Annotated in this window: 19 protein-coding genes; 6 read left to right on the top strand and 13 right to left on the bottom strand. The window is 67.1% G+C overall.

From position 1 onward, the window contains the following. Positions 1 to 68 precede the first annotated feature (68 nt). Both AC1DN2_RS06095 and AC1DN2_RS06090 read right to left on the bottom strand, forming a co-directional pair. Positions 69 to 1,859, bottom strand: a complete 1,791-nt coding sequence (locus tag AC1DN2_RS06095; RefSeq protein WP_476849653.1) for an ABC transporter ATP-binding protein — start codon at positions 1,857 to 1,859, stop codon at positions 69 to 71. A gap of 134 nt (positions 1,860 to 1,993) precedes the next feature. Next, positions 1,994 to 2,773, bottom strand: a complete 780-nt coding sequence (locus tag AC1DN2_RS06090; RefSeq protein WP_079549556.1) for a trans-aconitate 2-methyltransferase — start codon at positions 2,771 to 2,773, stop codon at positions 1,994 to 1,996. A gap of 156 nt (positions 2,774 to 2,929) precedes the next feature. On the opposite strand from AC1DN2_RS06090, the gene AC1DN2_RS06085 reads away from it, so the two are divergent. From AC1DN2_RS06085 to AC1DN2_RS06075, 3 genes are all read left to right on the top strand, one after another. Beyond that, entirely contained in the window at positions 2,930 to 5,476 is a 2,547-nt protein-coding gene (locus AC1DN2_RS06085; RefSeq protein WP_476849611.1) for a DEAD/DEAH box helicase, read from the top strand. A gap of 112 nt (positions 5,477 to 5,588) precedes the next feature. Then, entirely contained in the window at positions 5,589 to 6,137 is a 549-nt protein-coding gene (locus tag AC1DN2_RS06080; RefSeq protein ID WP_476849610.1) for an N-acetyltransferase family protein, read from the top strand. 19 nt (positions 6,138 to 6,156) lie between these two features. Then, a complete protein-coding gene (locus AC1DN2_RS06075) occupies positions 6,157 to 7,515 on the top strand; it encodes an alpha/beta fold hydrolase (RefSeq protein WP_476849652.1) in 1,359 nt (452 codons plus the stop codon). Positions 7,516 to 7,666: 151 nt separating this feature from the next. Here AC1DN2_RS06075 and AC1DN2_RS06070 read toward each other — a convergent pair whose 3' ends face one another. From AC1DN2_RS06070 to coaE, 3 genes are all read right to left on the bottom strand, one after another. After that, on the bottom strand, positions 7,667 to 8,695 hold the full coding sequence (locus tag AC1DN2_RS06070; protein ID WP_028276830.1) for a TerC family protein: 1,029 nt from the start codon (positions 8,693 to 8,695) through the stop codon (positions 7,667 to 7,669). A gap of 163 nt (positions 8,696 to 8,858) precedes the next feature. Beyond that, the gene (uvrB, locus tag AC1DN2_RS06065; protein WP_476849609.1) at positions 8,859 to 10,940 is read right to left on the bottom strand and encodes an excinuclease ABC subunit UvrB; all 2,082 of its coding nucleotides are present in this window, start codon (positions 10,938 to 10,940) and stop codon (positions 8,859 to 8,861) included. 40 nt (positions 10,941 to 10,980) lie between these two features. Further along, positions 10,981 to 12,282 (bottom strand): dephospho-CoA kinase, encoded by a 1,302-nt coding sequence (gene coaE / locus AC1DN2_RS06060; RefSeq protein ID WP_476849608.1) that lies wholly within the window; start codon positions 12,280 to 12,282, stop codon positions 10,981 to 10,983. A gap of 22 nt (positions 12,283 to 12,304) precedes the next feature. Between coaE and AC1DN2_RS06055 the strand changes: the two genes are divergently transcribed. Continuing rightward, the gene (locus AC1DN2_RS06055; protein ID WP_476849607.1) at positions 12,305 to 13,006 is read left to right on the top strand and encodes an IMPACT family protein; all 702 of its coding nucleotides are present in this window, start codon (positions 12,305 to 12,307) and stop codon (positions 13,004 to 13,006) included. A 4-nt stretch (positions 13,007 to 13,010) separates the two neighbouring features. Further along, positions 13,011 to 13,640 (top strand): N-acetyltransferase family protein, encoded by a 630-nt coding sequence (locus AC1DN2_RS06050; protein ID WP_476849606.1) that lies wholly within the window; start codon positions 13,011 to 13,013, stop codon positions 13,638 to 13,640. A 524-nt stretch (positions 13,641 to 14,164) separates the two neighbouring features. Here the strand turns inward: AC1DN2_RS06050 and rpsA are convergent. From rpsA to polA, 3 genes are all read right to left on the bottom strand, one after another. Next, positions 14,165 to 15,640, bottom strand: a complete 1,476-nt coding sequence (gene rpsA, locus AC1DN2_RS06045; RefSeq protein ID WP_018773018.1) for a 30S ribosomal protein S1 — start codon at positions 15,638 to 15,640, stop codon at positions 14,165 to 14,167. 238 nt (positions 15,641 to 15,878) lie between these two features. Next, complete coding sequence (locus tag AC1DN2_RS06040) at positions 15,879 to 17,165, bottom strand: GNAT family N-acetyltransferase (protein WP_476849605.1); 1,287 nt, start codon at positions 17,163 to 17,165, stop codon at positions 15,879 to 15,881. An 85-nt stretch (positions 17,166 to 17,250) separates the two neighbouring features. Continuing rightward, entirely contained in the window at positions 17,251 to 20,145 is a 2,895-nt protein-coding gene (polA, locus tag AC1DN2_RS06035) for a DNA polymerase I (RefSeq protein ID WP_476849604.1), read from the bottom strand. Here polA and AC1DN2_RS06030 point away from each other — a divergent pair. Beyond that, positions 20,144 to 20,608, top strand: a complete 465-nt coding sequence (locus AC1DN2_RS06030; protein WP_476849603.1) for a hotdog fold thioesterase — start codon at positions 20,144 to 20,146, stop codon at positions 20,606 to 20,608. The two genes, polA and AC1DN2_RS06030, sit on opposite strands and share 2 nt — an antisense overlap. A gap of 47 nt (positions 20,609 to 20,655) precedes the next feature. Here the strand turns inward: AC1DN2_RS06030 and AC1DN2_RS06025 are convergent, their stop codons facing one another. The 5 genes from AC1DN2_RS06025 to AC1DN2_RS06005 form a co-directional block, all read right to left on the bottom strand. Next, on the bottom strand, positions 20,656 to 21,204 hold the full coding sequence (locus AC1DN2_RS06025; protein WP_476849602.1) for a dihydrofolate reductase family protein: 549 nt from the start codon (positions 21,202 to 21,204) through the stop codon (positions 20,656 to 20,658). A gap of 74 nt (positions 21,205 to 21,278) precedes the next feature. Further along, positions 21,279 to 21,500: a hypothetical protein gene (locus AC1DN2_RS06020; RefSeq protein WP_028276822.1), complete on the bottom strand. Its 222-nt coding sequence runs from the start codon at positions 21,498 to 21,500 to the stop codon at positions 21,279 to 21,281. Then, a complete protein-coding gene (locus AC1DN2_RS06015; protein ID WP_230010221.1) occupies positions 21,497 to 22,702 on the bottom strand; it encodes an inorganic phosphate transporter in 1,206 nt (401 codons plus the stop codon). The genes AC1DN2_RS06020 and AC1DN2_RS06015 overlap by 4 nt, the downstream gene beginning before the upstream one ends. 265 nt (positions 22,703 to 22,967) lie before the next feature. After that, positions 22,968 to 23,654, bottom strand: a complete 687-nt coding sequence (locus tag AC1DN2_RS06010) for a hypothetical protein (protein WP_476849601.1) — start codon at positions 23,652 to 23,654, stop codon at positions 22,968 to 22,970. A 103-nt stretch (positions 23,655 to 23,757) separates the two neighbouring features. Next, complete coding sequence (locus tag AC1DN2_RS06005; protein ID WP_223917390.1) at positions 23,758 to 24,627, bottom strand: universal stress protein; 870 nt, start codon at positions 24,625 to 24,627, stop codon at positions 23,758 to 23,760. Positions 24,628 to 24,638: the final 11 nt, after the last annotated feature.

Genomic DNA, 24,638 nt, shown 5'->3' with positions numbered 1-24,638 from the left:
GTGCCATTTGATGCGCTCCGGCACGCCGGGTCCCGCAACGGTCCCGGCGCGGTGTGCCCGCGCGCGGCTCACGGGGCTTCCTCCAGCACCAGCTGGGACGCGGCAATTTCCTGGTAGCTGGGCGAGGACTCCATGAGTTCGCTGTGCGTGCCCTGCGCGACCACCCGGCCGCCCTCCAGGACGAGGATCAGCCCGGCGTCCACGATTGTTGACACCCGCTCGGCCACGATCAGCACGGTCGCCGAGCGCAGCAGCGGCTCGATCGCCGCCCGGAGCCTGATGTCGGTGCCGTAGTCCAGAGCCGAGAAACTGTCGTCGAAGAGGTAGGCGGGGGCCCGCTTGAGCAGGGCCCGCGCGATGCACAGGCGCTGCCGTTCGCCGCCGGAGAAGTTGGTGCCGCCCTGGCTTACGGGCGTGTCGAGCCCGAGCGGCAGGGCGCGGACAAAGTCGGCGGCCTGGGCAGCTTCAAGCGCCTGCCATATTTCGGGCTCGCTCGCGGCGGGCGCCCCGAACCGGAGGTTCCCCGCGACCGTGTCCGCGAACAGGTAGGACTGCTGCGGGACTATTGCGATCAGGCCGCGCAGGTCGTCCAGGGGCATCGCCCGCACGTTCTCCCCGCCGATGCTGATCTCCCCGGCCGTCGCGTCGAGGAAACGCGGCAGCAGATTCAGGAGTGTCGTCTTGCCGCTGCCGGTCGCGCCGATGATCGCCGTCGTGGTACCGGCCCTGGCGGTGAAGGAGACGCCGTCCAGCACGGGTGCTTCGGCGCCGGGGTAAGCGAAGGACACGTTCCGGAACTCGACAGCGCCGGAGCGGCCCGGGGCGCCGGCGACGGCGGGCGCACCGGCGGTGCCCGCCGCACTGGCCCCGCCGGCCGGAATGGTGGCAGGGGTGGCCCCGGCGGGAACGGCCGGATCCGCGATGGCCGGTTCCGTGTCCAGCACCTCGCGGATCCGTTCCGCGCAGGCCGCCGCCCGGGGGGCGGTCATGAAGACGTACATCGCCATCATGATGGCAATCAGGATCTGCAGGATGTAGGCGATGAACGCCGTCAGCGCCCCCAGCCGCATTTCGCCGGCGTCGATGCGATGGCCGCCGAACCACACCACGAACACGGAGGAGATGTTGACCACGAACATGATCATCGGCATCATCGCCGCCACCAGGAGGGCGGATTGCAGATTGTTCCGGGTGAGGTCCTTGTTGGCTTCATCGAACCGGCGGACCTCGTGGTCCTGCCGGACAAAGCCGCGGATGACATTCGCGCCGATGATCTGCTCCCGCAGCACCCGGCCGATCCGGTCCAGGAGGCCCTGGCCCTGGCGGTACAGGGGAATCAGGCGGCGGACGATCACCGTCATGATCACCGTCAGGACCGGGATCACCACGACCACAATCCAGGACAGCACCACGTCCTGGTGCACGGCCAGCACAATGCCGCCGATGAAGATCGCCGGTGCGGCAATCAGCATGATGAACACCAGGACGGCGAGGTTTTGGATCTGGGCGACGTCGTTGGTGGCCCTGGTCACGAGGCTGGGCGCACCGAAAAGGCCCACCTCCTGGGAGGAGAAGGACTGCACCTTCGCGAAGAGCTCCCCGCGCAGCTGGCCGCCAATCTCCATGGCGACCACTGCGCCCAGATATCCGGCCGCGACGGCAGTGATCACCTGGACGGCAGCGATTCCAGCCATCCAGACCCCGAGGTGGAGGATCTCCCCGGTGTCCCCGCCGATGATGCCGTCGTCGATGATCGCGGCATTCAGGGTGGGCAGGAGCAGGTTGGCGGTGGCTTGCACGAGCTGCAGCACAACGATGGCCAGCACGGTCCCCTTATGCGCGGACAACAGCCGCGACATCAGGCCTATAAGCACTGAACCTCCATTACTAGCCCAGGGCCCGGAATGGTGATCAGCCTAACGGCCGCCCCACACCGCCACGTCATTGTAAGCCCCATTCCGGAGTGCTTCGTGTCATGCGGCTGACACGCCGCCTACCCGGTCTTCTGCGCCACCGCGAACGTGCGGCGGAACGGGAAGACCGTCCCGTGACGGCCTGCCGGATATGCGTCGTCCAGCCGTGCCGAATACTCGGCCTCGAACTCCCTGGCCTCGTCGTCGGGGAGGGCCGCGAGGACCGGCCTGAGTCCGGTTCCGCGGACCCACTCCAAAACGGGGTTGGCGCCTGGGAGCAGCTGAAGGTACGTGGTCTCCCAGGCGTCGGCGGCACAACCGGCGTCGAGCATGATCTCCAGATATTCCGCTGCCTCCCCCACCACGTCGTCGTGGCGGAGCACCCCGGCGAGCCGCCCCGCCCAGGCCGGAGAGTCGGCCAGCTCCCGCATCAGGGTGTGCGACGGGGCATTGAAGTTCCCCGGCACTTGCAGCGCGAACCAGGCGCCCGGTTTGAGGGCATCGAGCCATAGGGGCAGGAGCTTTCGGTGGCCGGGCACCCACTGCAGGGCCGCGTTGGTGACCACCACGTCCGTGTCCCCGGACGGCAGCCAGTGCTCAATGTCGGCCAGCTCGTAGGAAAGATTGGCCGCCGCGGCTGCGTGGTCCTTGGAAGTGGCCAGCATTTCCGGCGACGAATCCAGACCCACCACCTGCGCGCCCGGCCAGCGGTCCGCGAGCGTCGCGGTCAGGTTGCCGGGACCGCAGCCGAGGTCCACCACGTGCCGCGGGGCTTCGGCGTGAATCCGCCCGGTCAGATCAAAAAATGGTCTGTCCCGGTAGTCCCCGAACTGCACATATTTCTCCGGATCCCACTTCATGGCTGCCTCCAGTTCCCGGCACGTTGTCCTAACCGAAGCCTAGTCCCGGCCCGTGGGCCAGCCAAGGAAGCACGCCTGCGCTGCGGGCGGCTCACGGCGCGCGCCCGCACTGCCTGCGGTGCCGCGGCTACCACGCGGGCACTAAGCTGGACAGCAATGAAACTCGTTGATCAGCTCCCCGCCCCGGCCGCCCGTATCCCCGGCAGGACGGGCCTGGACCCGGACGAGCTCTACACCCGGTTTGTCGAGTGGACCGAGACCCGCGGCCTGGCCCTGTACACCGCCCAGGACGAGGCCATCATGGAGCTGGCCGCCGGCTCAAACGTCATCCTGGCCACCCCGACCGGGTCCGGGAAATCCCTCGTGGCCATTGCCGCGCACTTCCAGGCCATGGCCCGCGGGCAGCGGAGCTACTACACCGCCCCGATCAAGGCCCTCGTCTCGGAAAAGTTCTTTGCCCTCTGTGAGATCTTCGGTGCCGACAATGTCGGCATGATCACCGGCGACTCCGGCGTGAACCAGGACGCCCCGATCATCTGCTGCACTGCCGAGATCCTGGCCAACATCGCCCTGCGTGAAGGTTCTGCGGCGCAGCTCGGCGCCGTGATCATGGACGAGTTCCACTTCTACTCGGACCCGCAGCGCGGCTGGGCCTGGCAGGTGCCGCTGCTTGAACTGCCCCAGGCGCAGTTCCTGCTGATGTCGGCGACGCTCGGCGATGTCAGCCGGTTCGAGGACGGCCTCAGCGACCTGACCGGCCGCACGACGACGACCGTCAGTTCCGCGGAACGCCCCATCCCGCTGCACTACTACTACGAGCAGACTCCGGTCCACGAGACGCTTGAGGAGCTGCTCGCCACCAAGCAGGTCCCGGTCTACGTGGTCCACTTCAGCCAGGTCGAGGCGATCGACCGGGCCCAGAACCTGATGAGCATCAACGTCTGCACCCGCGAGGAAAAAGACAAGATCGCCGAGCTCATTGCCGGGTTCCGCTTCGCCGCAGGCTTCGGCAAGACCCTCAACCGCCTGGTCCGGCACGGGATCGGCGTTCACCACGCCGGCATGCTGCCGAAGTACCGTCGGCTGGTCGAACAGCTTGCCCAGGCCGGTCTGCTGAAGGTCATCTGTGGCACGGATACGCTCGGGGTGGGCATCAACGTGCCCATCCGCACCGTGCTGCTGACGGCACTGAGCAAATACGACGGCGTCCGCACCCGTCTGCTGAACTCCCGTGAGTTCCACCAGATCGCCGGGCGCGCCGGCCGCGCCGGCTATGACACCGCAGGAACCGTGGTGGTCCAGGCCCCGGAGCACGTGACGGAAAACGTGAAGGCGATGGCCAAGGCCACGGCCAAGTTCGGCGACGACCAGAAGAAGCTGCGCCAGGTGGTCAAGAAGAAGCCCCCGGAAGGCTTCGTATCCTGGGGCGAACCGACGTACAAGCGGCTGGTCGAGTCCGTTCCGGATCCGCTGACGTCGAGTTTCACCGTGACGCATGCGATGCTGATGAACCTGATGGAACGCCCCGGCGACCCGTTCCAGGCCGCCCGCCGCCTGCTCACCGAAAACCACGAGACCCGTCCGGCCCAGCTGCGGCTCATGAAGAAGGCCCTGGGAATCTACCGCGAGCTGCTCGCGGCCGGCGTCGTGGAGCGGATCCCGGCCGGGGAGCAGGGTGCTGACGGCCGCACGGTCCGGCTCACGGTCCATCTGCAGGCAAACTTTGCCCTCAACCAGCCGCTGTCCCCGTTCGCGCTGGCGGCGCTGGAGCTGCTGGACCCGGAGTCGCCGTCGTACGCCCTGGACGTGGTGTCGGTGATCGAGGCGACCCTGGAGAAGCCGCGGCAGATCCTCTCGGCACAGCAGAAGAAGGCGCGCGGCGAGGCGATCGCGGCGATGAAGGCCGACGGCATCGAGTACGACCAGCGGATGGCAATGCTCGAGGAGGTCACCTACCCGCAGCCGCTCGCCGAGATCCTCGGCGAGGCGTTCGACGTCTACCGCAAGGCCGCGCCCTGGGTCGGCGACTTCGAGCTCGCGCCCAAGTCCGTGGTCCGGGACATGTACGAGCGCGCCATGAACTTCGGCGAGTTCGTCCAGTTCTACGGCCTCGCCCGCTCGGAGGGAATCGTGCTGCGCTACCTCGCCGACGGTTTTAAGGCGCTCCGCCAGACGGTCCCGCAGGATGCCCTCCGTGAGGACCTCGAGGACCTCATCGCCTGGCTGGGCGAACTGGTCCGGCAGGTGGACTCCAGCCTGCTGGACGAATGGGAAGAGCTCACATCCGGCGCGGCGCCCACACCGCATGACGCTCCGCCGCCCCCGCCGCCGTCGCTGACCTCCAACATCCGGGCCTTCCGGGTGATGGTGCGCAACGAGATGTTCCGCCGCGTGGAGCTGTTCGCCGATGAGGCCGCCACCGCCCTGGGCGAGCTCGACGCCGGCTCCGGCTGGGACGCCGAGCGCTGGGAAGATGCCCTCGATGACTACTTTGATGAGCACAACGACATCGGTACCGGACCGGACGCCCGCGGTCCCGGGCTGCTGATCATCACCGAGGAACCCGGGGTGTGGAAGGTGCGGCAGATCTTCGATGACCCCGCCCGCAACCACGACTGGGGCATCTCCGCCGACGTGGACCTGGCGGCCTCGGACGAGTCCGGGACCGCCGTCGTCCGCGTCACGGACGTCAACCGGCTCTAGGCGGGACGGCACGGGGGGCTGGCCTGCACGAGGGCGGACGCCGGGCCTGGACGGCGCCGGGCCGGCGCCGTCGCCCCAGCCTGGGCCTTCGCGCCGCGGGTAAACTCGGACAATGAGTGTAATCCGGCCTGCCACAGCGCATGACGTCCCTGCCATCCTGCAGATGATCCACGACCTCGCCCTCTACGAGAAGGAACCGGACGCAGTCCGGAACACCCCCGAGATGCTCACCGAGGTCCTTTTCGGCGAGCATCCCAAGGTCTTCGCCACCATGGCGGAGAACTCCGCGGGCGAGGTCCGCGGCTTCGCCCTCTGGTTCCTGAACTACTCCACGTGGGAGGGCGTCCACGGGATCTACCTCGAGGACCTCTACGTCCGGCCGGAGGCCCGCGGCGAGGGCCACGGCAAGGCACTGCTGCAGCACCTGGCAGCGACCGCCGTCGACCGGGGCTACGCGCGCGTCGAATGGAGTGTCCTGGACTGGAACGAGCCCTCCATCAACTTCTACAAGAACCTCGGCGCTTCGCCGATGGAGGAATGGTCCACCTTCCGCCTCACCGGAGCGGCGCTGACGGCCTTCGGCAGCCGCCCGGCAGTTGCCGGCGCCGGCTCCCCTGCCGGCTCCAGCTCCAGTTCCCGCGAGGCGGCCACCCGTGGCTGATCTCCCAATGACGGGGCTCATGGGAGCCTCCCTGCTGGAGACTGCAACCAGCGCCGGGCGCAAAGTTCCGCACAGCGTCCGGGCACGACACACCTACCGGGGAATGCGGACCGCGGAACACTACTTCCAGGTCCCCCTTGACCACTTCAGCGAGGCGGGGCGCCGCGGCGAAACCATCTCCGTGTTCGCCCGCGAGTACGTGTCCACCGAACACAGCGAGGCAGAGGCCGCCGGGCTGCCCTGGCTGCTTTTCCTGCAGGGCGGTCCCGGCGGGCGTGGAAACCGGTTCCCGTCGCTGGGCGGCTGGAGCAAGGCCGCCGCGAAGGACTTCCGGATCCTCATGCTGGACCAGCGCGGCACCGGCCTGTCCTCGCCCGTCGACCGCAACACGCTGCCGCTGCGCGGCACCGACGCGGAGCAGGCTGACTACCTGACGCACTTCCGCGCCGACTCGATCGTTGCCGACGCCGAAGCGATCAGGGCAGCCCTGGACTCCGCCCCCTGGACCATCTACGGCCAGAGCTACGGCGGTTTCTGCGCGCTCAGCTACCTTTCCTTCGCCCCCGAGGGGCTGCGCGAGGTCCTCGTGACGGGCGGGCTGGCCCCGCTGGGCGGCTCCGCCGACCGAGTGTACCGGGCCACGTTCCAGCGGGTCGCGGCCCGGAACGCCGAATACTTTGACTGGTATCCCGAGGACCGGGCCGCCGTCACCCGGATCGCCCGGCACCTGCGGGAAACGGAGGAGGTGCTGCCCGACGGCGGCCGGCTCACGGTGGAACGGTTCCAGATGGTGGGCTCGTTCCTGGGCGGCAACACCCGGGTGGACGCACTGCACCACCTGCTCGAGGACGCCTTCGTGGCCACACCGGGCGGCGACCGTCTCTCGGACACCTTCCTAGAGCAGGTCCGGGGCCTCGTGTCCCGGGCCGCGAACCCGTTGTACGCGTTGATGCACGAATCCATTTACGCCCAGGACGGTGCCACCAACTGGGCCGCCTGGCGCGTGCTGGAGGAATTCCCCGAGTTCCGCCCCGACGCCGGCGAACCGCTTCTGACCGGGGAAATGGTGTACCCCTGGTATTTCGAGCAGGACCCGGCCCTGCACCCGCTGCAGGACGTGGCCCGGCTCCTGGCCGAAATGGACGGCTGGGCACCCCTCTACGACCCGGAGCGACTGGCGCTGAACACCGTGCCCGTCGCCGCGGCCGTCTACACCGACGACATCTACGTGGACCGGGAGCTGTCCCTGGAGACGGCGGCCGCGGTCCGGGGCCTGCAGGTCTGGGAAACCGGCGACTTCCACCACGACGGCATCGCGGACGACGGCGAGGCGATCTTCGGGCGCCTGCTGGGGATGGCACGTTCCGCCCGACGGTGACCCGGGCGCGGCCAGGCACGGGCCCGGGCCGATGGCGCCCGGCTTAGCAGGTACTGCTTAAACAGGTACGGCGCCGGACCCGTGAGGGTCCAGCGCCGTACTGCTATGTGCCGCGAGGTGTGTCCTGCACTCTCACCCCGGCGGTTTGGTACTAGTCGACGTCGCTCAGGCTCTTGCGGGAGTCCTCTTCCAGCCGGGCATCCAGCTTCGACTTGGACGCCTTGGAGCTCATGAGGCTGGCGACCACCGCGACGACGATGGTGCCGATGATCACACCGAGCGAGACGTAGGTGGGGATCTCGGGGGCCCATTCGATGTGCTGGCCGCCGTTGATAAAGGGCAGCTCGTTGACGTGCATGGCGTGCAGGACCAGCTTCACACCGATGAACGCCAGGATCACGGACAGGGCGTGCTTGAGGTAGATGAGCCGGTTCATGAGGCCGCCGAGCAGGAAGTACAGCTGGCGCAGCCCCATGAGGGCAAAGATGTTGGCGGTGAAGACGATGAAGGCGCTCTGGGTGAGGCCGAAAATGGCCGGAATGGAGTCGACAGCGAAGAGCAGGTCCGTCATGCCGATGGTCACGAAGACGATCAGCATCGGGGTGAACACCTTCTTGCCGTCAACGACGGTGCGGAGCTTGCCGCCGTCGAACTTCTCGGACATCGGCAGGACCCGGCGGATCCGGGCGATCAGCGGGTTTTCCTTGTCTTCCTCGTCCTCGCCCTCGTCCTGGGCCTGCTTCCAGGCGGTCCAGAGCAGGAAGGCGCCGAAGATGTAGAAGACCCAGCTGAACTGCTCGATCACGATCGCGCCGAGCATGATGAAGATGCCGCGGAGGATCAGGGCGATGATGATGCCCACCATGAGCACTTCCTGCTGATACTTTCTCGGTACCGAGAAGCGCGCCATGATGATGATGAAGACGAACAGGTTGTCGATGCTCAGGCTGTATTCGGTCACCCAGCCGGCGATGAACTGGCCGCCGAATTCCGGGCCGGTGAAGGCGAACATGGCGCCGGCGAAGACCAGGGCCAGGGCCACGTAGAACGCGACCCACAGTCCGGCTTCTTTCATGGAGGGCTCATGCGGGCGTTTGAGGACCATCAGCAGGTCGATGGCCAGAATGACGCCGAGGACGACAAACGAGCCGATCTCGAACCACAGGGGAAGCTCGGGCACGGGGGAAATACCTTTCGTAGGGTACAGCTCAGCGGTGTAAGTCTCTCCGACCGCCGGCGCATGACGCTGCCTGGCTGCCCGCTACGCCCGGCGCGGCATCGTAGCCGTGCGTGTTGACGATCGTAGCGTTTGGGATACTCCCCTACGTTTGACCGAGTTTACCCTAGGCGTGCCCCGCGGATTGCATTTGCCGCAGTTCCTTCTTCAAATCCCCCACCTCGTCGCGCAGCCGGGCGGCCAGTTCGAACTGCAGCTCCCCGGCTGCGGCGTGCATCTGTTCGGTCAGCTGTTCAATCAGCCCGACGAGGTCCTCGGCCGGCGCGGCGGCGAGCCCGTCCGCACGGATGAGCGAGGTGCCCTTGCCCTTGCCGCGGTTCTTCCCGGCCGCGGCCAGCAGCTCGCGGGTGTCCGCGTCTTCCTTGGCCAGCTGGTCGGTGATGTCCGCGATCTTCTTCCGGAGCGGCTGGGGATCGATCCCGTTCTCCGTGTTGTAGGCCACCTGGATGGCGCGGCGGCGGTTGGTCTCGTCGATGGCATGGGCCATCGAATCGGTGATCCGGTCCGCGTACATGTGCACCTGGCCGGAGACGTTTCGGGCGGCACGCCCGATGGTCTGGATCAGGGATGTCGAGGAGCGCAGGAAGCCTTCCTTGTCCGCGTCCAGGATGCTGACCAGCGACACTTCCGGGAGGTCCAGACCTTCACGGAGCAGGTTGATGCCGACGAGGACGTCGAAGACACCCATCCGCAGTTCGCGCAGGAGTTCCACGCGGCGGAGGGTGTCGACGTCGGAGTGCAGGTATTCCACCTTCACGCCATGGCCCAGCAGGTAGTCCGTCAGGTCCTCGGCCATCCGCTTGGTCAGGGTGGTGACCAGGACCCGCTCGTTCTTCGCGGTGCGGGTCCGGATTTCGCCCAGCAGGTCATCGATCTGCCCCTTCGTGGGCTTGACGACGACCTCGGGGTCGATCAGGCCGGTGGGGCGGATGATCTGTTGGACGAAGCCGTCGGACTTGCCGAGCTCGTACTTGCCCGGCGTCGCGGACAGGTAGACGGTCTGGCCCACGCGGTCCTGGAACTCGTCCCATTTGAGCGGGCGGTTGTCCATCGCCGAGGGCAGCCGGAAGCCGTGGTCCACGAGGTTCCGTTTGCGGGACATGTCGCCCTCGTACATGGCGCCGATCTGCGGCACGGTGACGTGGGATTCATCGATCACCAGGAGGAAGTCGTCCGGGAAGTAGTCGATCAGGCAGTGCGGCGCGGTTCCGCGGGCCCGGCCGTCGATGTGCGAGGAATAGTTCTCGATGCCGTTGCAGAACCCCATCTGCTGCATCATTTCCAGGTCATAGGTGGTGCGCATCCGGAGCCGTTGGGCCTCGACCAGCTTGTTCTGGTTTTCCAGCACGGCGAGGCGCTCGGCCAGTTCGTCTTCGATCCGCTTGATCGCCCGGCCCATCCGTTCCGGACCGGCGACGTAGTGCGAGGCGGGGAAGACGTACATTTCGTTCTCGTCCCGGAGCACTTCGCCGGTCAGCGGGTGCAGGGTCTGGATATTCTCGATCTCGTCACCGAAAAACTCGATCCGGATCGCCAGTTCCTCGTACATCGGGATGATTTCCACGGTGTCGCCGCGGACCCGGAACGTGCCGCGGTGGAAGTCCATGTCGTTGCGGGTGTACTGCATGGAGACGAACTTTCGGAGCAGGTCGTCACGGTTCATCTCCGCCCCCTTGCGGAGGGTCACCATCCCGGCGATGTATTCTTCCGGGGTGCCGAGGCCGTAGATGCAGGAGACGGTGGCAACCACGATCACGTCGCGGCGGGTCAGCAGCGCGTTGGTCGCGGAGTGGCGGAGCCGTTCGACTTCCTCGTTGACGGAGGAGTCCTTCTCGATGAAGGTGTCCGTCTGGGCGACGTAGGCCTCCGGCTGGTAGTAGTCGTAGTAGGACACGAAGTATTCCACGGCGTTGTTCGGCAGCAGTTCGCGGAATTCGTTGGCCAGCTGCGCGGCGAGGGTTTTGTTCTGCACCATCACCAGGGTGGGCCGCTGGACCTGCTCGATCAGCCAGGCCGTGGTCGCGCTCTTACCGGTACCGGTGGCGCCAAGCAGCACGACGTCTTTTTCGCCGTTCTGGATGCGCTCAGTCAGCTCTGCGATGGCGGCCGGCTGGTCACCCGCCGGCTGGAACTCACTGATGACCTCGAAGGGCGCCACGACGCGGTTGATTTCCTGGGCAAGACTCATGTACCTAATCTACCGCCGGGCTGTGACAGGATGCCCTGATTCAGCTTTGGGCAGTACCGGGGCCGGCGGCAGGTGCCGTTGCGGTGGCGCCGCCGCCGGTGCCGGCACCGGCGTCGTCTGCTCCGGCGTCGTCCGCGTACGACGGCGGTTGCCATCCCGTGCGCTGCACCCACGCTTCCATCCGGGGCCAGGCATACTCGGTGAACCAGCCCTCCTTGTCGGCCGCGTAGCCGGCGGTGGACTTGTCGACGCCGTGCAGCCCGGCGACCCGTTGCTTTTCGGCCACATAGTCCGCCCGGGCCTCGGGATCGGCGCGCAGCCAGTCGCGGAAGCACAGCGCGTACCGCCAGCCTGGCGAGCCGGCCGCGCGGAGGTGGAGATTCACCGGCCGGCCGGGGTCGGCGTTGCCGTGCAGCCTCTTGCCCCAGTCGGCAGGGTCCGGGTGCGAGGGTTTCGGGTTGTCGGCGATGATGCCGGGCCAGCGCGGGAATCCTGCGTTGGCCAACAGCGGCGCGATCCGGTCCGCGGTGTCGAGGTCCCAGACGCTGAGCTGGAGGTCGATCACATCTTTGGCGTCGAGGCCAGGGACGGCCGTGGACCCGAGGTGGTCGACGGCCAGGACATCCTGCGGGACCGCTGCCCGCAGCCTGGCGATCAGCCGCGCGGCCTGCGCTGCCCAGGCCGGATCGGCCGGGGCGAGGACCGGCCCCGCCGTCCGCGGGGCGATCCTTTGCTCCTTGAGGTTCAGTGCGAACGGCATCAGCCGCTCCTCCCACAGCGCGTCGACCGCGTGCCGGAGGTCCTCCGGGGTGCCCGAGTTGTCCAGCACGACGTCCGCGGCGGCCAGCCGGTCCCCGCGGCCCGCCTGGGCTGCCATCCGGGCGCGCGCCTCGTCGGCGGTCATGTTGCGGTGTTCGGCCATGCGGCGGACCCGGACGTCGTCGGGGGCATCCACCACGACCACCAGATGGAAGTTCTTCCCTTGCCCGGTTTCGACCAGGAGCGGGATGTCCTGGACCACGACGGCGCCGGCCGGGGCGGCGGCGACCATCGCCGCGGCGCGCTCCCGCACCAAGGGGTGGACGATGCCGTTCAGCGCGGCCAGGCGCTCCGGATCACCGAAGACCAGGGCACCGAGTCGGGCCCGGTCCAGCCGGCCTTCCGGGGTCAGGACGGCGGCACCGAAGGCTTCCACCACACTAGCCAGCCCGGGCGTACCCGGTTCCACGACCTCCCGGGCCAGCGCGTCGGCGTCGACAAGCACTGCTCCAAGGTCGCGCAGGCGCGCGGCAACCATGGACTTCCCCGAGGCGATTCCGCCGGTCAACCCGATCTTCAACACCTCACCAGACTAAACTGAACCGGTGGCAGATGCGGCGGAATCCCCCGAGAGCAGGACGGCCCTCTACACCACCCTCGCCGCGGGGCCCGGGTTTCGGCACGAAATCGAGGTCAAGCGGTCCCGTTTCATCACCGTGCTGGCCCGCACGGCGGACGAGGACGCCGCCCGGGCCGTCCTGGGCGGGTTGCGCCGGGAATTCCATGACGCCCGGCATCACTGCTTCGCCTTCGTGCTCGGCCCCGACCGGGACATCCAGCGTTCCAACGACGACGGCGAGCCGTCCGGCACCGCGGGCATCCCCATGCTCGAGGCCCTGCTGAAGCGGGAAACCGCACCCGGCGTCGCCGATCTCAGCGACGTCGCCGTCGTCGTCGTGCGCTATTTCGGCGGCATTCTCCTGGGTGCCGGCGGCCTGGTGCGGGCCTATTCCGAATCGGTGTCCGGAGCGCTGGAGCTGGCTCCCCTCGTGCGGCGCCGCCGGCTGCGCATTTGCTCGGTACCCGTACAGCACGCCGTCGCCGGCCGGCTCGAGAACGATCTGCGCGCCGCGGGGTATGTCATGGCCGAAACCCGTTACGAGGCGCAGACTACTGTCCTGAGGCTGGCGCTGCCGGATGATGCGGAAGAACTTGCCCGGGCCGCGGACCGCGTGGCCGCCATGTCGGCTGGCAGCGCGTCGCTGCTGCCCGGAGAAACGGAGTGGATCGATGTGCCCATCAGCTGAGCCCGTGCCCGCGGTCGCGCTGCTTGACGTCAGCGAGGACGTTCTCGAACAGCTCCTGGAACTTGGGCTCCGGGACGCCGACGCCGACGAGGTCACCCCGCCGCTGGGCACGACCGCCGGCTGGAACACCGACCGGATCAGCTGGTTCCGCGAATTCCACCGCGCCGCCGCAGCCGGCCTGGACGGTCCCGCGGGGCAGAAGACGTGGGCCATCAGCTGCGACGGGCAGATGGCAGGGTCCGTGCGGCTCAGGCGGATGGACACGGAGCCGGCAGCAGCGGATGAGGGCTGGGCCGGTGGTGGCGGCTGGGCTGTTGGTGCCGCCGGGGCTGGGCCAGGTGGTGACGCCGGGGCTGTTGGTGCCGCCGGGGCCGTTGCGGGGGGTGGCGGCTGGGCGCTGGAGACCGGAATCTGGCTCGCCCGGAGCTTCCGCGGCCGGGGTGTGGGCCGCGAGGCGCTGCGCCTCGTAAAGGCTCGCGCCGCGTCGGCCGGGGCAGGCGTCCTGGTGGCCGAGACGACGGCCGGCAACGTGGGAGCCCTCGCGTTGCTGAAGTACGCGGGCGCCGAACTGGTGACCGGTGCCGCCTCGCAGACACAGACGGTGCCGGTCATAGCGAAGATCCCGCTGCGCTGAAGGCATGGCATCCTGGGCCCGGTCCAGGCTCCCTTCCATCATTGGACATGCCCCCCGTCGTCAGCGCCTGGCTGCCGTCAAGGAGCCTACATTCCATGGCGCGGCCCTTGCTTGTCCTGACGAGCGGGAAACGTGTGCAGCGGCAGCCCGGTGCCTAGGGCCAGGACTGGGCACAATCCACAAATGTCCACGGCCCGGCTCGAAAAATAGGCATGTCCCCGGAGGGAGGGCTTCAAAAATGGGCATGTCCGGTGGTCCGGGCAACCGCGGGGCATGTCCGGCGCCAGGGCATGGCGCGGACCTCCTCGCACTGGACATGTCCCGCGCCCGGGGCCAGGACTGGGCACAATCCACAAATGTCCACGGGCCGGCTCGAAGAATGGGCATGTCCCCGGAGGGAGGGCCTCAAAAATGGGCATGTCCCCCGGGGCACACAAAAAGGTGGCCGCCCCCGAGGGGACGGCCACCTTCAAGCTACAAACTGCCTGGCCTCAGGGAGCTGACTCCTTGAGGATCACGGGCAATTAGTTGCCGGTCAGCTTCTCGCGCAGAGCGGCAAGAGCCTCGTCCGAAGCAAGCGTGCCTGCACCGGTCTCGGCTGCAGCCGGCTCGGAGGAGTAGCTGGTGGTGCCGGAATCGCTCTCACCGGACGTTGCAGCTGCAGCGTCGTCGGCAGCGTGCTGGGCAACCTGCTTCTTGTGTGCTTCCCAGCGGGTCTGGGCGTCAGCGTACTGCTGCTCCCAGGCTGCGCGCTGGTTCTCGTAGCCTTCAAGCCACTCGTTGGACTCCGGGTCGAAGCCCTCCGGGTACTTGTAGTTGCCCTCTTCGTCGTACTCTGCGGCCATGCCGTAGAGAGCCGGATCGAATTCGGTGCTGTCGGCGTCGACGCCCTCGTTGGCCTGCTTGAGGGAGAGCGAGATGCGGCGGCGCTCGAGGTCGATGTCGATGACCTTGACGAACAGCTCGTCACCAACGGAGACAACCTGCTCGGCCAGCTCAACGTGGCGCACGGCGAGCTCGGAGATGTGGACCAGGCCTTCGATGCCGTCTTCAACGCGAACGAACGCGCCGAACGGAACGAGCTTGGTGACCTTACCCGGAACAACCTGGCCGAGGGCGTGGGTGCGGGCGAAGGTCTGCCACGGATCTTCCTGCGTAGCCTTGAGCGACAGGGAGACGCGCTCGCGGTCCAGGTCGACCTCGAGAACCTCGACGGTGACTTCCTGGCCAACTTCGACAACCTCGGACGGGTGGTCGATGTGCTTCCAGGACAGCTCGGAAACGTGAACCAGGCCGTCTACGCCGCCCAGGTCCACGAAGGCACCGAAGTTGACGATGGAGGAAACGACGCCGGGACGGACCTGGCCCTTTTCCAGCTTGTTGAGGAACGTGGAGCGGACCTCGGACTGAGTCTGCTCGAGCCATGCACGGCGGGACAGCACAACGTTGTTGCGGTTCTTGTCCAGCTCGATGATCTTGGCTTCGATCTGCTGACCGATGTACGGAGCGAGGTCGCGCACACGGCGCATCTCGACGAGGGATGCGGGCAGGAAGCCGCGCAGACCGATGTCGAGGATAAGACCACCCTTGACAACCTCGATGACGGTACCGGTGACAACACCGTCTTCTTCCTTGACCTTCTCGATGTCGCCCCAGGCACGCTCGTACTGAGCACGCTTCTTGGAGAGGATCAGGCGGCCTTCTTTGTCTTCCTTGGTGAGCACCAGGGCTTCGACCTGATCGCCAACGGAGACGACGTCTCCGGGGTCAACGTCGTGCTTGATGGAAAGCTCGCGGGAGGGAATGACACCTTCGGTCTTGTAACCGATGTCGAGCAGGACTTCGTCGCGGTCGACCTTGACGACGGTACCTTCGACGAGGTCTCCGTCGTTGAAGTACTTGATGGTGGCGTCGACAGCTGCGAGGAAGTCCTCAGCGGTACCGATGTCGTTAATGGCGACTACGGGGGTACCGGGCTTCTCGGTGGAGGTGATGGTCATGTAGTAGGGGCTCCGTTGTGGATAGTGAGTCGGTCAGGCAAACCGCTTCGCCGGCATTATGGAATGCAGGCCAAGAGCACGGCGTCACAGCAAGCGTTCCGCCGGGTCATCCTGATTTTGTGGATTGTAGATGCGCGCACGTAGTACGCGCCTGTTTAGTCTAGTCGTTTACGCGAACGCCGGTCAAAGCGCACGGGGCCGTCCGTGTCGCCTTCGGCGCCGAAATCGGACCGGAGGCCTAGAAGTGCGTGAGGCAGTGCGGTGAACGTTCGACGGCGAACATGAGCCGCGCCGTCAGCGCCGCCCCGGCGGTGTGCTCTGTGATCCGGCCGGCAGCTTTCAGCGTCACGGGACAAACGGCGCCCAGATAGATGGAGCCGAGGTCCGCGACATCAAGGGAAAGGTCCGGCTCAGCCCCCGGAGCCGGCCTCACCGTGGCCTCTCCCCCGCTGACTGTGAGCGCGAAGGTGCCGGCCGCGAAGCCGAGACTGTCCCTGACCGCGAGAACGACCGTCCCGTCGGCCGAGTAGCGCCGGGCCCCCAGCACCCGGGCCGGGTCCAGGACGCGCAGCCACAGCATGTCGCGGTGGTCCGATGCCTCGACGCATCGCGGGTCCTCCAGCGCCCAGGTCAGGGGGTCGTCCACCGGTGCATCCTGCCAGCTGATCCTGTCCACGAGGTCGATGCTGCCCAGGAACTGCCAGAGTTCCAAGTACGCGGCGTCATTCGCGGCCACGAGGTCCACGATCTCCATGGTGTACGGCTTGGCGTCCCACCCGGCGAATTTATAGGACACGTAGCCGTCCACGGTTCCGGCGGCGTCGTAGTGCAGGGCGCAGCGGATTGCCTCGTCCTGGCTGCCGTCCCGGCCGAGCATGCCCGAAGACCGCAGCCGGTACGCTTCCTGCCGCGAGATCGATCCGGGCATGGACGCGTGGACCCGGCCAAAAACCTCGGGGGCCAGTTCCAGCAGGGCCTTGCGGTCCGCAATCTCCACGGTGCCGGCGGGCGCATGGCGCAGCCGGAAGCGCGGCCCGGTGTCGACCTTGATGCTGCGCTCGAAGGTGGCCACACCGTAACCGAACCGCCCGTAGATCGAGGCCTCCGAGGCGGTCAGTGCCGCCAGCGCGACGCCGTCCGCCTTCGCCGCGGCAAGGTCCTCGGTCATCATCCGCCGCAGCAGTCCCTGCCGGCGGTGGGTCCCGCGCACCGTGACGGCCGTGACCAGCTGGGCTTCGAGCTGACGGCCGTAGCCGATGTTCAGGTCCTTGCGCAGGGTGGCGAAGGTCGCCACCGGGACGTCGGCAGCCAGCGAGTGGGCCGCGACGCCGTCGGCCTGGTAAACGCCGGTCATTTCACGGTTGTCCACGCGATACATGGCCATGATCTTGTCCGCGAAGTCGTCTTTGCGCGGCTCGTCGTAGAAGCCGATCCCGACCCCGCGCAGCCACGCCGTGCCTTGCGCGTAATCCGCCTCGTCCTTCGCGACCGCGCGGAACCGCCTGAGCTCGTACTTATCTGCCACGTACTTCTCCCCCTGAGAATCCCGGGTCCCGGCATAGCCGGAACGAATACTGCCGGACCGAAACCTTGCCGGTTCCGGTCCAGCTTTAGTGCCCCGCCTCGTACCAGCTGGAGCCGATGCCGATCTGGACGTCCAGCGGAACGCTGAGGTCCGCGGCCGAGCCCATTTGCTCGGTCACCAGCTGCTCCACGGCCTCGCGCTCACCCGCGGCGACTTCGAGGACAAGTTCATCATGGACCTGCAGGAGCATGCGCGATTTCAGGCCCCGTGCCGCCAGTTCCGCGTGCACACCCAGCATGGCGCGCTTGATGATGTCAGCCGCCGATCCCTGGATGGGCGAGTTCAGCGCGATGCGCTCCGCATTCTCACGCAGCTGGCGGTCGGTGCTGGTCAGGTCCGGGAGGTAGCGCCGGCGCCCCTCGATGGTGGCGGTGTAGCCGTCGATCCGGGCCTGGTCCACCACGCCGCGGAGGTAGTCGCGGACGGCGCCGAACCGGTCGAAGTAGTCCTTCATGAGGGTCCGCGCCTCGTCAACGGAGATCTCCAGCTGCTTGGACAGACCGAACGAGGTCAGCCCGTACGCGAGGCCATAGGACATCGCCTTGACCTTGGACCGCATGGCGCTGGTCACCTGGTCGGTGGGCACATGGAAAATGTTAGAGCCCACGAACCGGTGGAGGTCTTCGCCGTCCTTGTAGGCCTGGATCAGCCCGGCGTCGCCCGAGAGGTGCGCCATGATGCGCATTTCGATCTGCGAGTAGTCCGCGGAGAGCAGGCACTCGTAGCCCTCGCTGACCACAAAGATGCCGCGGACGCGCCGGCCTTCCTCGCTGCGGATGGGGATGTTCTGCAGGTTGGGGTTGTTGGAGGAGATCCGGCCCGTGGCTGCGACGTTCTGCGCGTACGTGGTGTGGATCCGGCCGTCTTCCGTGACGGACTTCTTCAGCGACTCCAGCATCTGGCGCAGCTTCGACGACTCCCGGTGCGCCATGAGCTGGACCAGGAACTCGTGCCCGGTCTTTTCCAGCAGGTTTTTGAGTGACGCGGCGTCGGTGGTGTAGCCGGACTTGATTTTCTTGGTCTTCGGCAACTGCAGTTCGTCGAACAGCACGGTCTGGAGCTGCTTCGGCGAACCGAGGTTGACCTCGTGGCCGATCGCGGCGAACGCCAGCTCCTGGGCGTTGTCGATCACCTTGGCGAGATCCGACAGCTGCTCGTCCATGCGGGGCATGTCGATGGCGATTCCCGCGAGTTCCATATCGGCCAGCACCCGGCTGACCGGCAGTTCCAGGGTGGTCAGCAGGTCCTGCGCTTTGCGTTCCGTCAGTTCTGATTCGAAAAAGCGGCTCAGGGCCTGCACGACGGCGGCGACGTGGACCAGCGCGCCCGCAGCGGCGGCGTCGTCGCCGTCGAACGCCAGCTCAAGCTGGCCTTCCTTGGCGGCCTCCGTGGAAACCGCGATGTTGAGGTGATGCTGTGCCAGCTCGGCTAGTTCGTAGCTGCGGCGGTCCGGCTGGATGAGGTAGCCGGAGATCGAGGTGTCATCCACCACGCCCTCCAGTTCCAGGCCGCGCGCGGTCAGGGCCTTCAGGGCAGCCTTGAACCCGTGCATGACCTTCGGTGCGTGGGCGTCGCGGAGCCATGCGGCCAGAACGTTTTCGGCGGCGGCGTCCTGGCTGGCCAGGTCGATATAGACGGCAGCGTCGTCGCGGACGATCGCCACCGCTGCGGCGTCCTCGCCGATCCGGCCGGGCACAACGCCGACCGCCACAGCGGAGCGCTTGCCGGCACCGGCCTCGAGGAACGCGCCAAGTTCGGCTGCGTCCGCCGGGATCACGAAGTCCGGGATGTCGAGGCTTTCCCGCTCGGCTTCGGTGACTTCACTGCCGTAGAGGGCGAAGAGCCGGGTCCGGATGGTCTTGAATTCCAGGGCGTCGAACAGCTCCTCGAGGGCTGCCTGGTCCGGCCGCGGGTCCGCGAGCTCGTCCAGCGTCACTGGCAGATCCAGGTCGGTGTGCAGCCTGTTGAGGCGCCGGTTGCGCTTGACGTCGTCAACGTATTCGCGCAGGGAGTCCCCCACCTTCCCGCCGATCGCGTCGAGGTTCTCCAGGACCCCCTCCAGTCCGCCGTAAAGGTTGATCCATTTCGCTGCCGTCTTGGGGCCGACGCCGGGAACACCGGGGAGGTTGTCCGCGGATTCCCCCACCAGGGCGGCGAGGTCCGAGTACTGGGCCGGGCTGACGAAGTACTTCTCCTGGATGGCGTCCGCGTCCATGCGGGGAATATCGCTGACACCCTTCTTGGGGTACAGGACGAAAACGTTGTCGGTGATGAGCTGGAAGGCGTCGCGGTCGCCTGAGACCAGCAGCACTTCGTAACCGGCCTTTTCCCCCATTGCGGCGAGGGTGGCCAGAATGTCGTCAGCTTCCCAACCGGGCATTTTGATGGTCTTGATGCCCCAGGCGCCCATGACCTTGTCGATGAGGTCGATCTGGCCGCTCATTTCCCGCGGGGTCTCGTTGCGTCCGCCCTTGTACTCGCTGTACTCGGCCTTGCGGTGCGTCGTGTCATCGGAGACGTCGAAGGCGACCGCCACGTGGGTGGGCTTTTGCTCCTTGATCAGGTTGATCAGCATGGACGTGAAGCCGTGGACGGCGTTCGTGTGCTGGCCCGTGGCGGTGGAGAACTTGTCCGCGGGCAGGGCGAAGAACGCCCGGAACGCCATGGAGTGCCCATCGAGCACGAGTAGCCGCGGCTGGTCCGTGATGGGAATCACGGGGGCCTCGGTGGCGGAAACCGACGCCGCGGCCCGGCTGGATTTTCCGGCACGCTTGGCCGCAACCCCTGAATCCGGCTCAGCTGCCAGGAGTTGGTCTGCGGCAGTGTCCGCGGAAAGGGGGGCAGCATTTTGGGAGGCTGCATTCTCGAGGGCAAGGGCCGGTTTGGTAGTTTCACTCACAGGTGCCAGCCTAGTTCCCATGATGGACAATTTCACGCCCGGCCCGTACGCGGCCGAGCTCGCTGCGGCCGGTGTTCCCGAGGACATGCACGATTGGCTGGGCCAGTACGGCGTCGGAGCCCTTGTGGTGAAGATGGGGATCCGCTTCCTCGAGATGAGCCCGGAGCGCACTGTGGCCACCATGCCGGTGGCGGGGAACACCCAGGTGGCAGGCATCCTGCACGGCGGGGCCCACGTGGTCCTGGCCGAAACCCTGGGTTCGTTCGCGGCCGGCATGCATGCCGGACCGGACCGGCAGGCGCTCGGGATCGAGGTCGGGGCGACGCACCACCGGGCGATCTCCGAGGGCACCGTCACCGGCACCTGCACGGCCATTCACCTCGGCCGGACGCTCGCCACCCACGAAATCGTGATGACCGACGAACTCGGCCGGCGGCTCTCCACCGCCCGGATCACGAACCTGATCCGCGATATCGCGCGCTAGGTCCGCGATAACGCGGAGGGCGACCGGCCCGGCGGCGCCGGATCCGGCTAGGGCCGGGCCGGGAAGCGGTAGCGCAGCTCCACGATGCCCCGGCCCAAGGTGCGGGAAGATGTCAACTCGAGCGGCGGCGTCGGGCCCGCCATAGGCAGCAACTGTTTGCCGCCGCCCAGGACCACGGGAATGACCGAGACAATCAGTTCGTCCAGCAGCCCGGCGTCAGCGAACTGCGCTGCGAGCACGCCTCCACCCACAACCCAGACGTTTCGGCCGCCGGCCGCTTCTTTGAGGTCGTCCACGAACTCGCCTACCGCCCCGCGCACGAACGTCACATCCGCGCCCTTCGGGGCGGCGTGCTCGTGACGGGTGAAGACCCAGGAGGGTGTGCCCGGATACGGCCAGGTGTCCGGTTCGTGCTCCCGAAGCCACGCGTACGTCTCGCCGCCCATGACGATGCAGCCGACGTCGGCCATGAACGCGTCATAGCTGTCCTGTCCGCCCTCAAAGCCGTTGAACTGCAGCAGCCAGGCGAGATTGTCGTCGGCAGTGGCGATGAACCCGTCGAGTGAGGACGCCACGAAGTATTGGAAGCTCACCATGGCCCCAGCCTAGCCACTGCGGTGGCCGGTGTCCCATCCCCCGAACGCAACGGCTGCACGGCCGCGGGGACGTCTTATTTGTGGAAGTAAGGAATGATCAGGTAGAGCCCGAAGAGAATGGCGGCGCCGCACAAAGCGAAGCACGTGTAAGCGAGCGGTCGGGTCCAGGCCGCCGGGGAGGTCCGGGTGTCCCCCGCGATGGCCGTGAGCCGGACGCCGAGGGAGTAGAGAACTACCACGGTTACAGCGGACACAAGCGTGGCACTCGCCACGCTGAACAGTTCCAGCCATTTCATCGCTGGGCACCGCCGTTCTTGATCGACTTGGTGGCGGACTTTTTCTTGCGGAACTGCACGGCCTGGCCGACTTCCTCGATCTCGACGGCGTTGTTGCTGCCCACAGGCGACTTCCGTGAGCGCACAAACATGTAGGCCACTGCGGCGGTGCCGGCTGTTGCCGCGATGATCACGCCTACGACCCCGGTCTGCACGAGCAGAGCCGTCAGCGCGCCCATGATTCCGGCGGCCGGCAGCGTGAACAGCCAGCCGATGGCAATCCGGCCGGCGGTTCCCCACCGCACCGTAGTGCCGCGGCGTCCCATGCCGGAGCCCACGACCGAGCCGGAGGCCACCTGCGTGGTGGACAGGGCGAAGCCCAGGTGCGAGGACGCCAGAATGGCTGTGGCGGTGCTGGTCTCGGCGGCAAAGCCCTGGGCGGGCTTCACTTCGGTGAGCCCCGAGCCCATGGTGCGGATGATCCGCCACCCGCCGGAATAGGTGCCGATCGCGATGGCGAAGGCACAGGCGGTGATAACCCACCACTCCGGACCGGAGCCGGCAGGCTGCAGGCCGGCGGAGATCAGGACCAGGGTGATGATGCCCATCGTCTTCTGGGCGTCGTTGGTGCCGTGGGCCAACGCCACGAGGCTGGACGTGAAGACTTGACCGGTCCGGAATCCGCCGCGCTTCTGCGTGAGCTTGTCCCCGGTTTCGGGGTCATGGCGGGCGGTCAGGCCGTACGCCAGCCGCGTGCACAAGTAGGCTACGCCGCCCGCGATGATCGGGGCGAACACCGCGGGAAGAATGATCTTTTGGAGAATTGACTCGAAGTTGATCGCGTGGATGCCGATACCGGCAATCGCGGCCCCGATCAGGCCGCCGAAGAGGGCGTGGGAGGAACTGGACGGCAGGCCCTTGAGCCAGGTGATCATGTTCCAGAGGATGGCGCCCATCAGCCCGGCGAAGATGATGTCCGGGGTGATCTGGACCCCGTCCGAGCCTTCCTTGATGATGCCGCCCGAGACGGTCTTGGCGACTTCCGTGGAGAGGAACGCTCCCACGAGGTTCAGCACCGCCGCGAGGGCAACTGCTGTTTTCGGTTTGATGGCGCCGGTCGCGATGGGGGTAGCCATGGCGTTCGCGGTGTCATGAAATCCGTTGGTGAAGTCGAAGAACAGCGCCAGCGATATCACTAGCGCCACCATTACGGTGATTTCCACCTGTTGCCCAATCTGAAGTGTTCACGGTCGGCAGTTCCACATCCCCGTTGCTGCATGGCCACGACGTCCATTCGATGCCTGATCAGATGAATTCGGTGGCGCTAACGCGATTTGAAACCTTATCGATGGTACGTGGGAAAGACGGCTGGGCAAAACATGCCAGAAGTCCCTAAATTCAGTCCTCCTGTGCGGCACGGGCCTTCACGGTGGCGGTGCGGTGCCGGTCACAGCGGGCACCGCCCGGCTCCGCCGGCTGCGGCCCAGCTCAGACGGCCCGGCGGACGTCCGGCGCCGGGCCCGCGCCGAGCATCGAAGCGATCCTGTCCTCCAGCGCCGCTAGCGTCGCCTCGGGCAGCACGATGAGCCCGTCGAGTTCCCGGCGGGCGCGGCGGTAGGCCGTCTGCCGCTCGGCGGGAGTTGCGGCCGCGTCCGACGCTATCCGCAGAAGTTTCCGGGCTGTCTCGAGCCGCTGGCGTTCGGGACCGGTGAACTTGCTGTCCCTGATCCGTTTGGCTTCCCGTTCGGCGACGTCGAATGCGAGCTCAAAGCTGGTCACGGCCGCACGGTACTCCGCAAGCCGCGCGGCGGTCCTGACTTCCGCCGGGGCGCCGGGGCGCAGCCCGTCGGCCTCGCGTTTGGCCCGGAGGAAGGCCACGGTGAGGGGCTCCCGGACATCCGTCATGACCGGGTAGTCGATCAGCTTTCCCACGTCGAGTTCGTAATCCAGCCAGCGTTGGTTGACGGTGTCGTGCGCCTTCATGAGGGCCAGCACGTCGGCCTGGCTGGCCTGCTCTGCCTGCGCCGCCTGGTTCTTGAGCGTATAAAGCTCCACGCGGCGGCGGTGCCGGCGTTCGGCGGCTTTGGACCAGGACCGCGCCCACCCCCCGGCCAGTCCGCTCAGGGGAAAGACGAGCCACCAAAAGTGGGTGATGAAATTGAAGAAGGGGTCCACGGCATCATCCTCCCATCCGTTGGCGGCGCCGGAAAGCCCCCGCCAAAAGGGGGCTCTCCGGCCCGTTCCGGGACCTTGCCGGCACGGGTTGCTTGCCGGGCGGTCAGTCGCCGTGCTTGACCTTATGCACCTTCGTCACGATGGTGGGGCACGGCACGTTCAGGAGTACAGCGTGCGCGGTGGAGCCGAGCACGGTCCGGGAGAACCCGCCACGTCCGCGACTTCCAATCACCAACTCCCTGGCGTCGGCGGCGATATCCACGAGGGCCTTCGCCGGTTCGGTGTTCGTCTCAAGGCGCTGATGGACCACCAGGTCGGGGTATTTGTCGCCGAGCCCGGCGACCGACTCGGCGAGAACAATCCGGTCCTCTTCGACGATGCTCTCGGCGAGACCACTGGTCGGCAGCTGCTTCTCGACCCACCGGGCAGGGCTCTTGAACGCGAGGACCACGGTGAGCTCGTCTCCACCCCGGTCAGCTTCGGCGGCCGCGAAGGCGACGGCCTGCAGCGACTCCTCGGAGCCGTCCACGCCGACCACGACGCCCTTTGCCCCGGTGGCCGGTTTCGCCGGCACGACGGCTACCGGGCATTCCGAGGCCGAGACAACCTGCAGGGCCCGGTCCGTCATGGGACCGCCGCCCATCCAATGTTTGTCATGGCCGCCAACCACGATCATGGCTGCCTCCTTGGAGACTTCCCGGAGCACCGAGCCGCCGCTGCCATGACGGAGCTGGATGTCGACAGTGACGTCCGGGGCCTGTTCACGGGCGGCCGTCTCAGCGTCCCGAAGCAGGTCCATCCCCGATTCCCGGATGATCTCGTGGTACTGAAAATCCGGTGACATCCAGCGGTCGTCCACCGCGTGGACGACCGTGACCGGGAGCTTGTCCCGGGCGGCCCGGTCAAGGGCCCAGGCCAGGGCGGCGCTGCTGCCCGCGGACCCGTTGATGCCGACGATGATTGCTTTGCTCATGCTGATTCCTG

This window comes from Arthrobacter sp. 01L42 (assembly GCF_056400005.1).
This window is presented reverse-complemented; position numbering and strand designations above follow the sequence as displayed.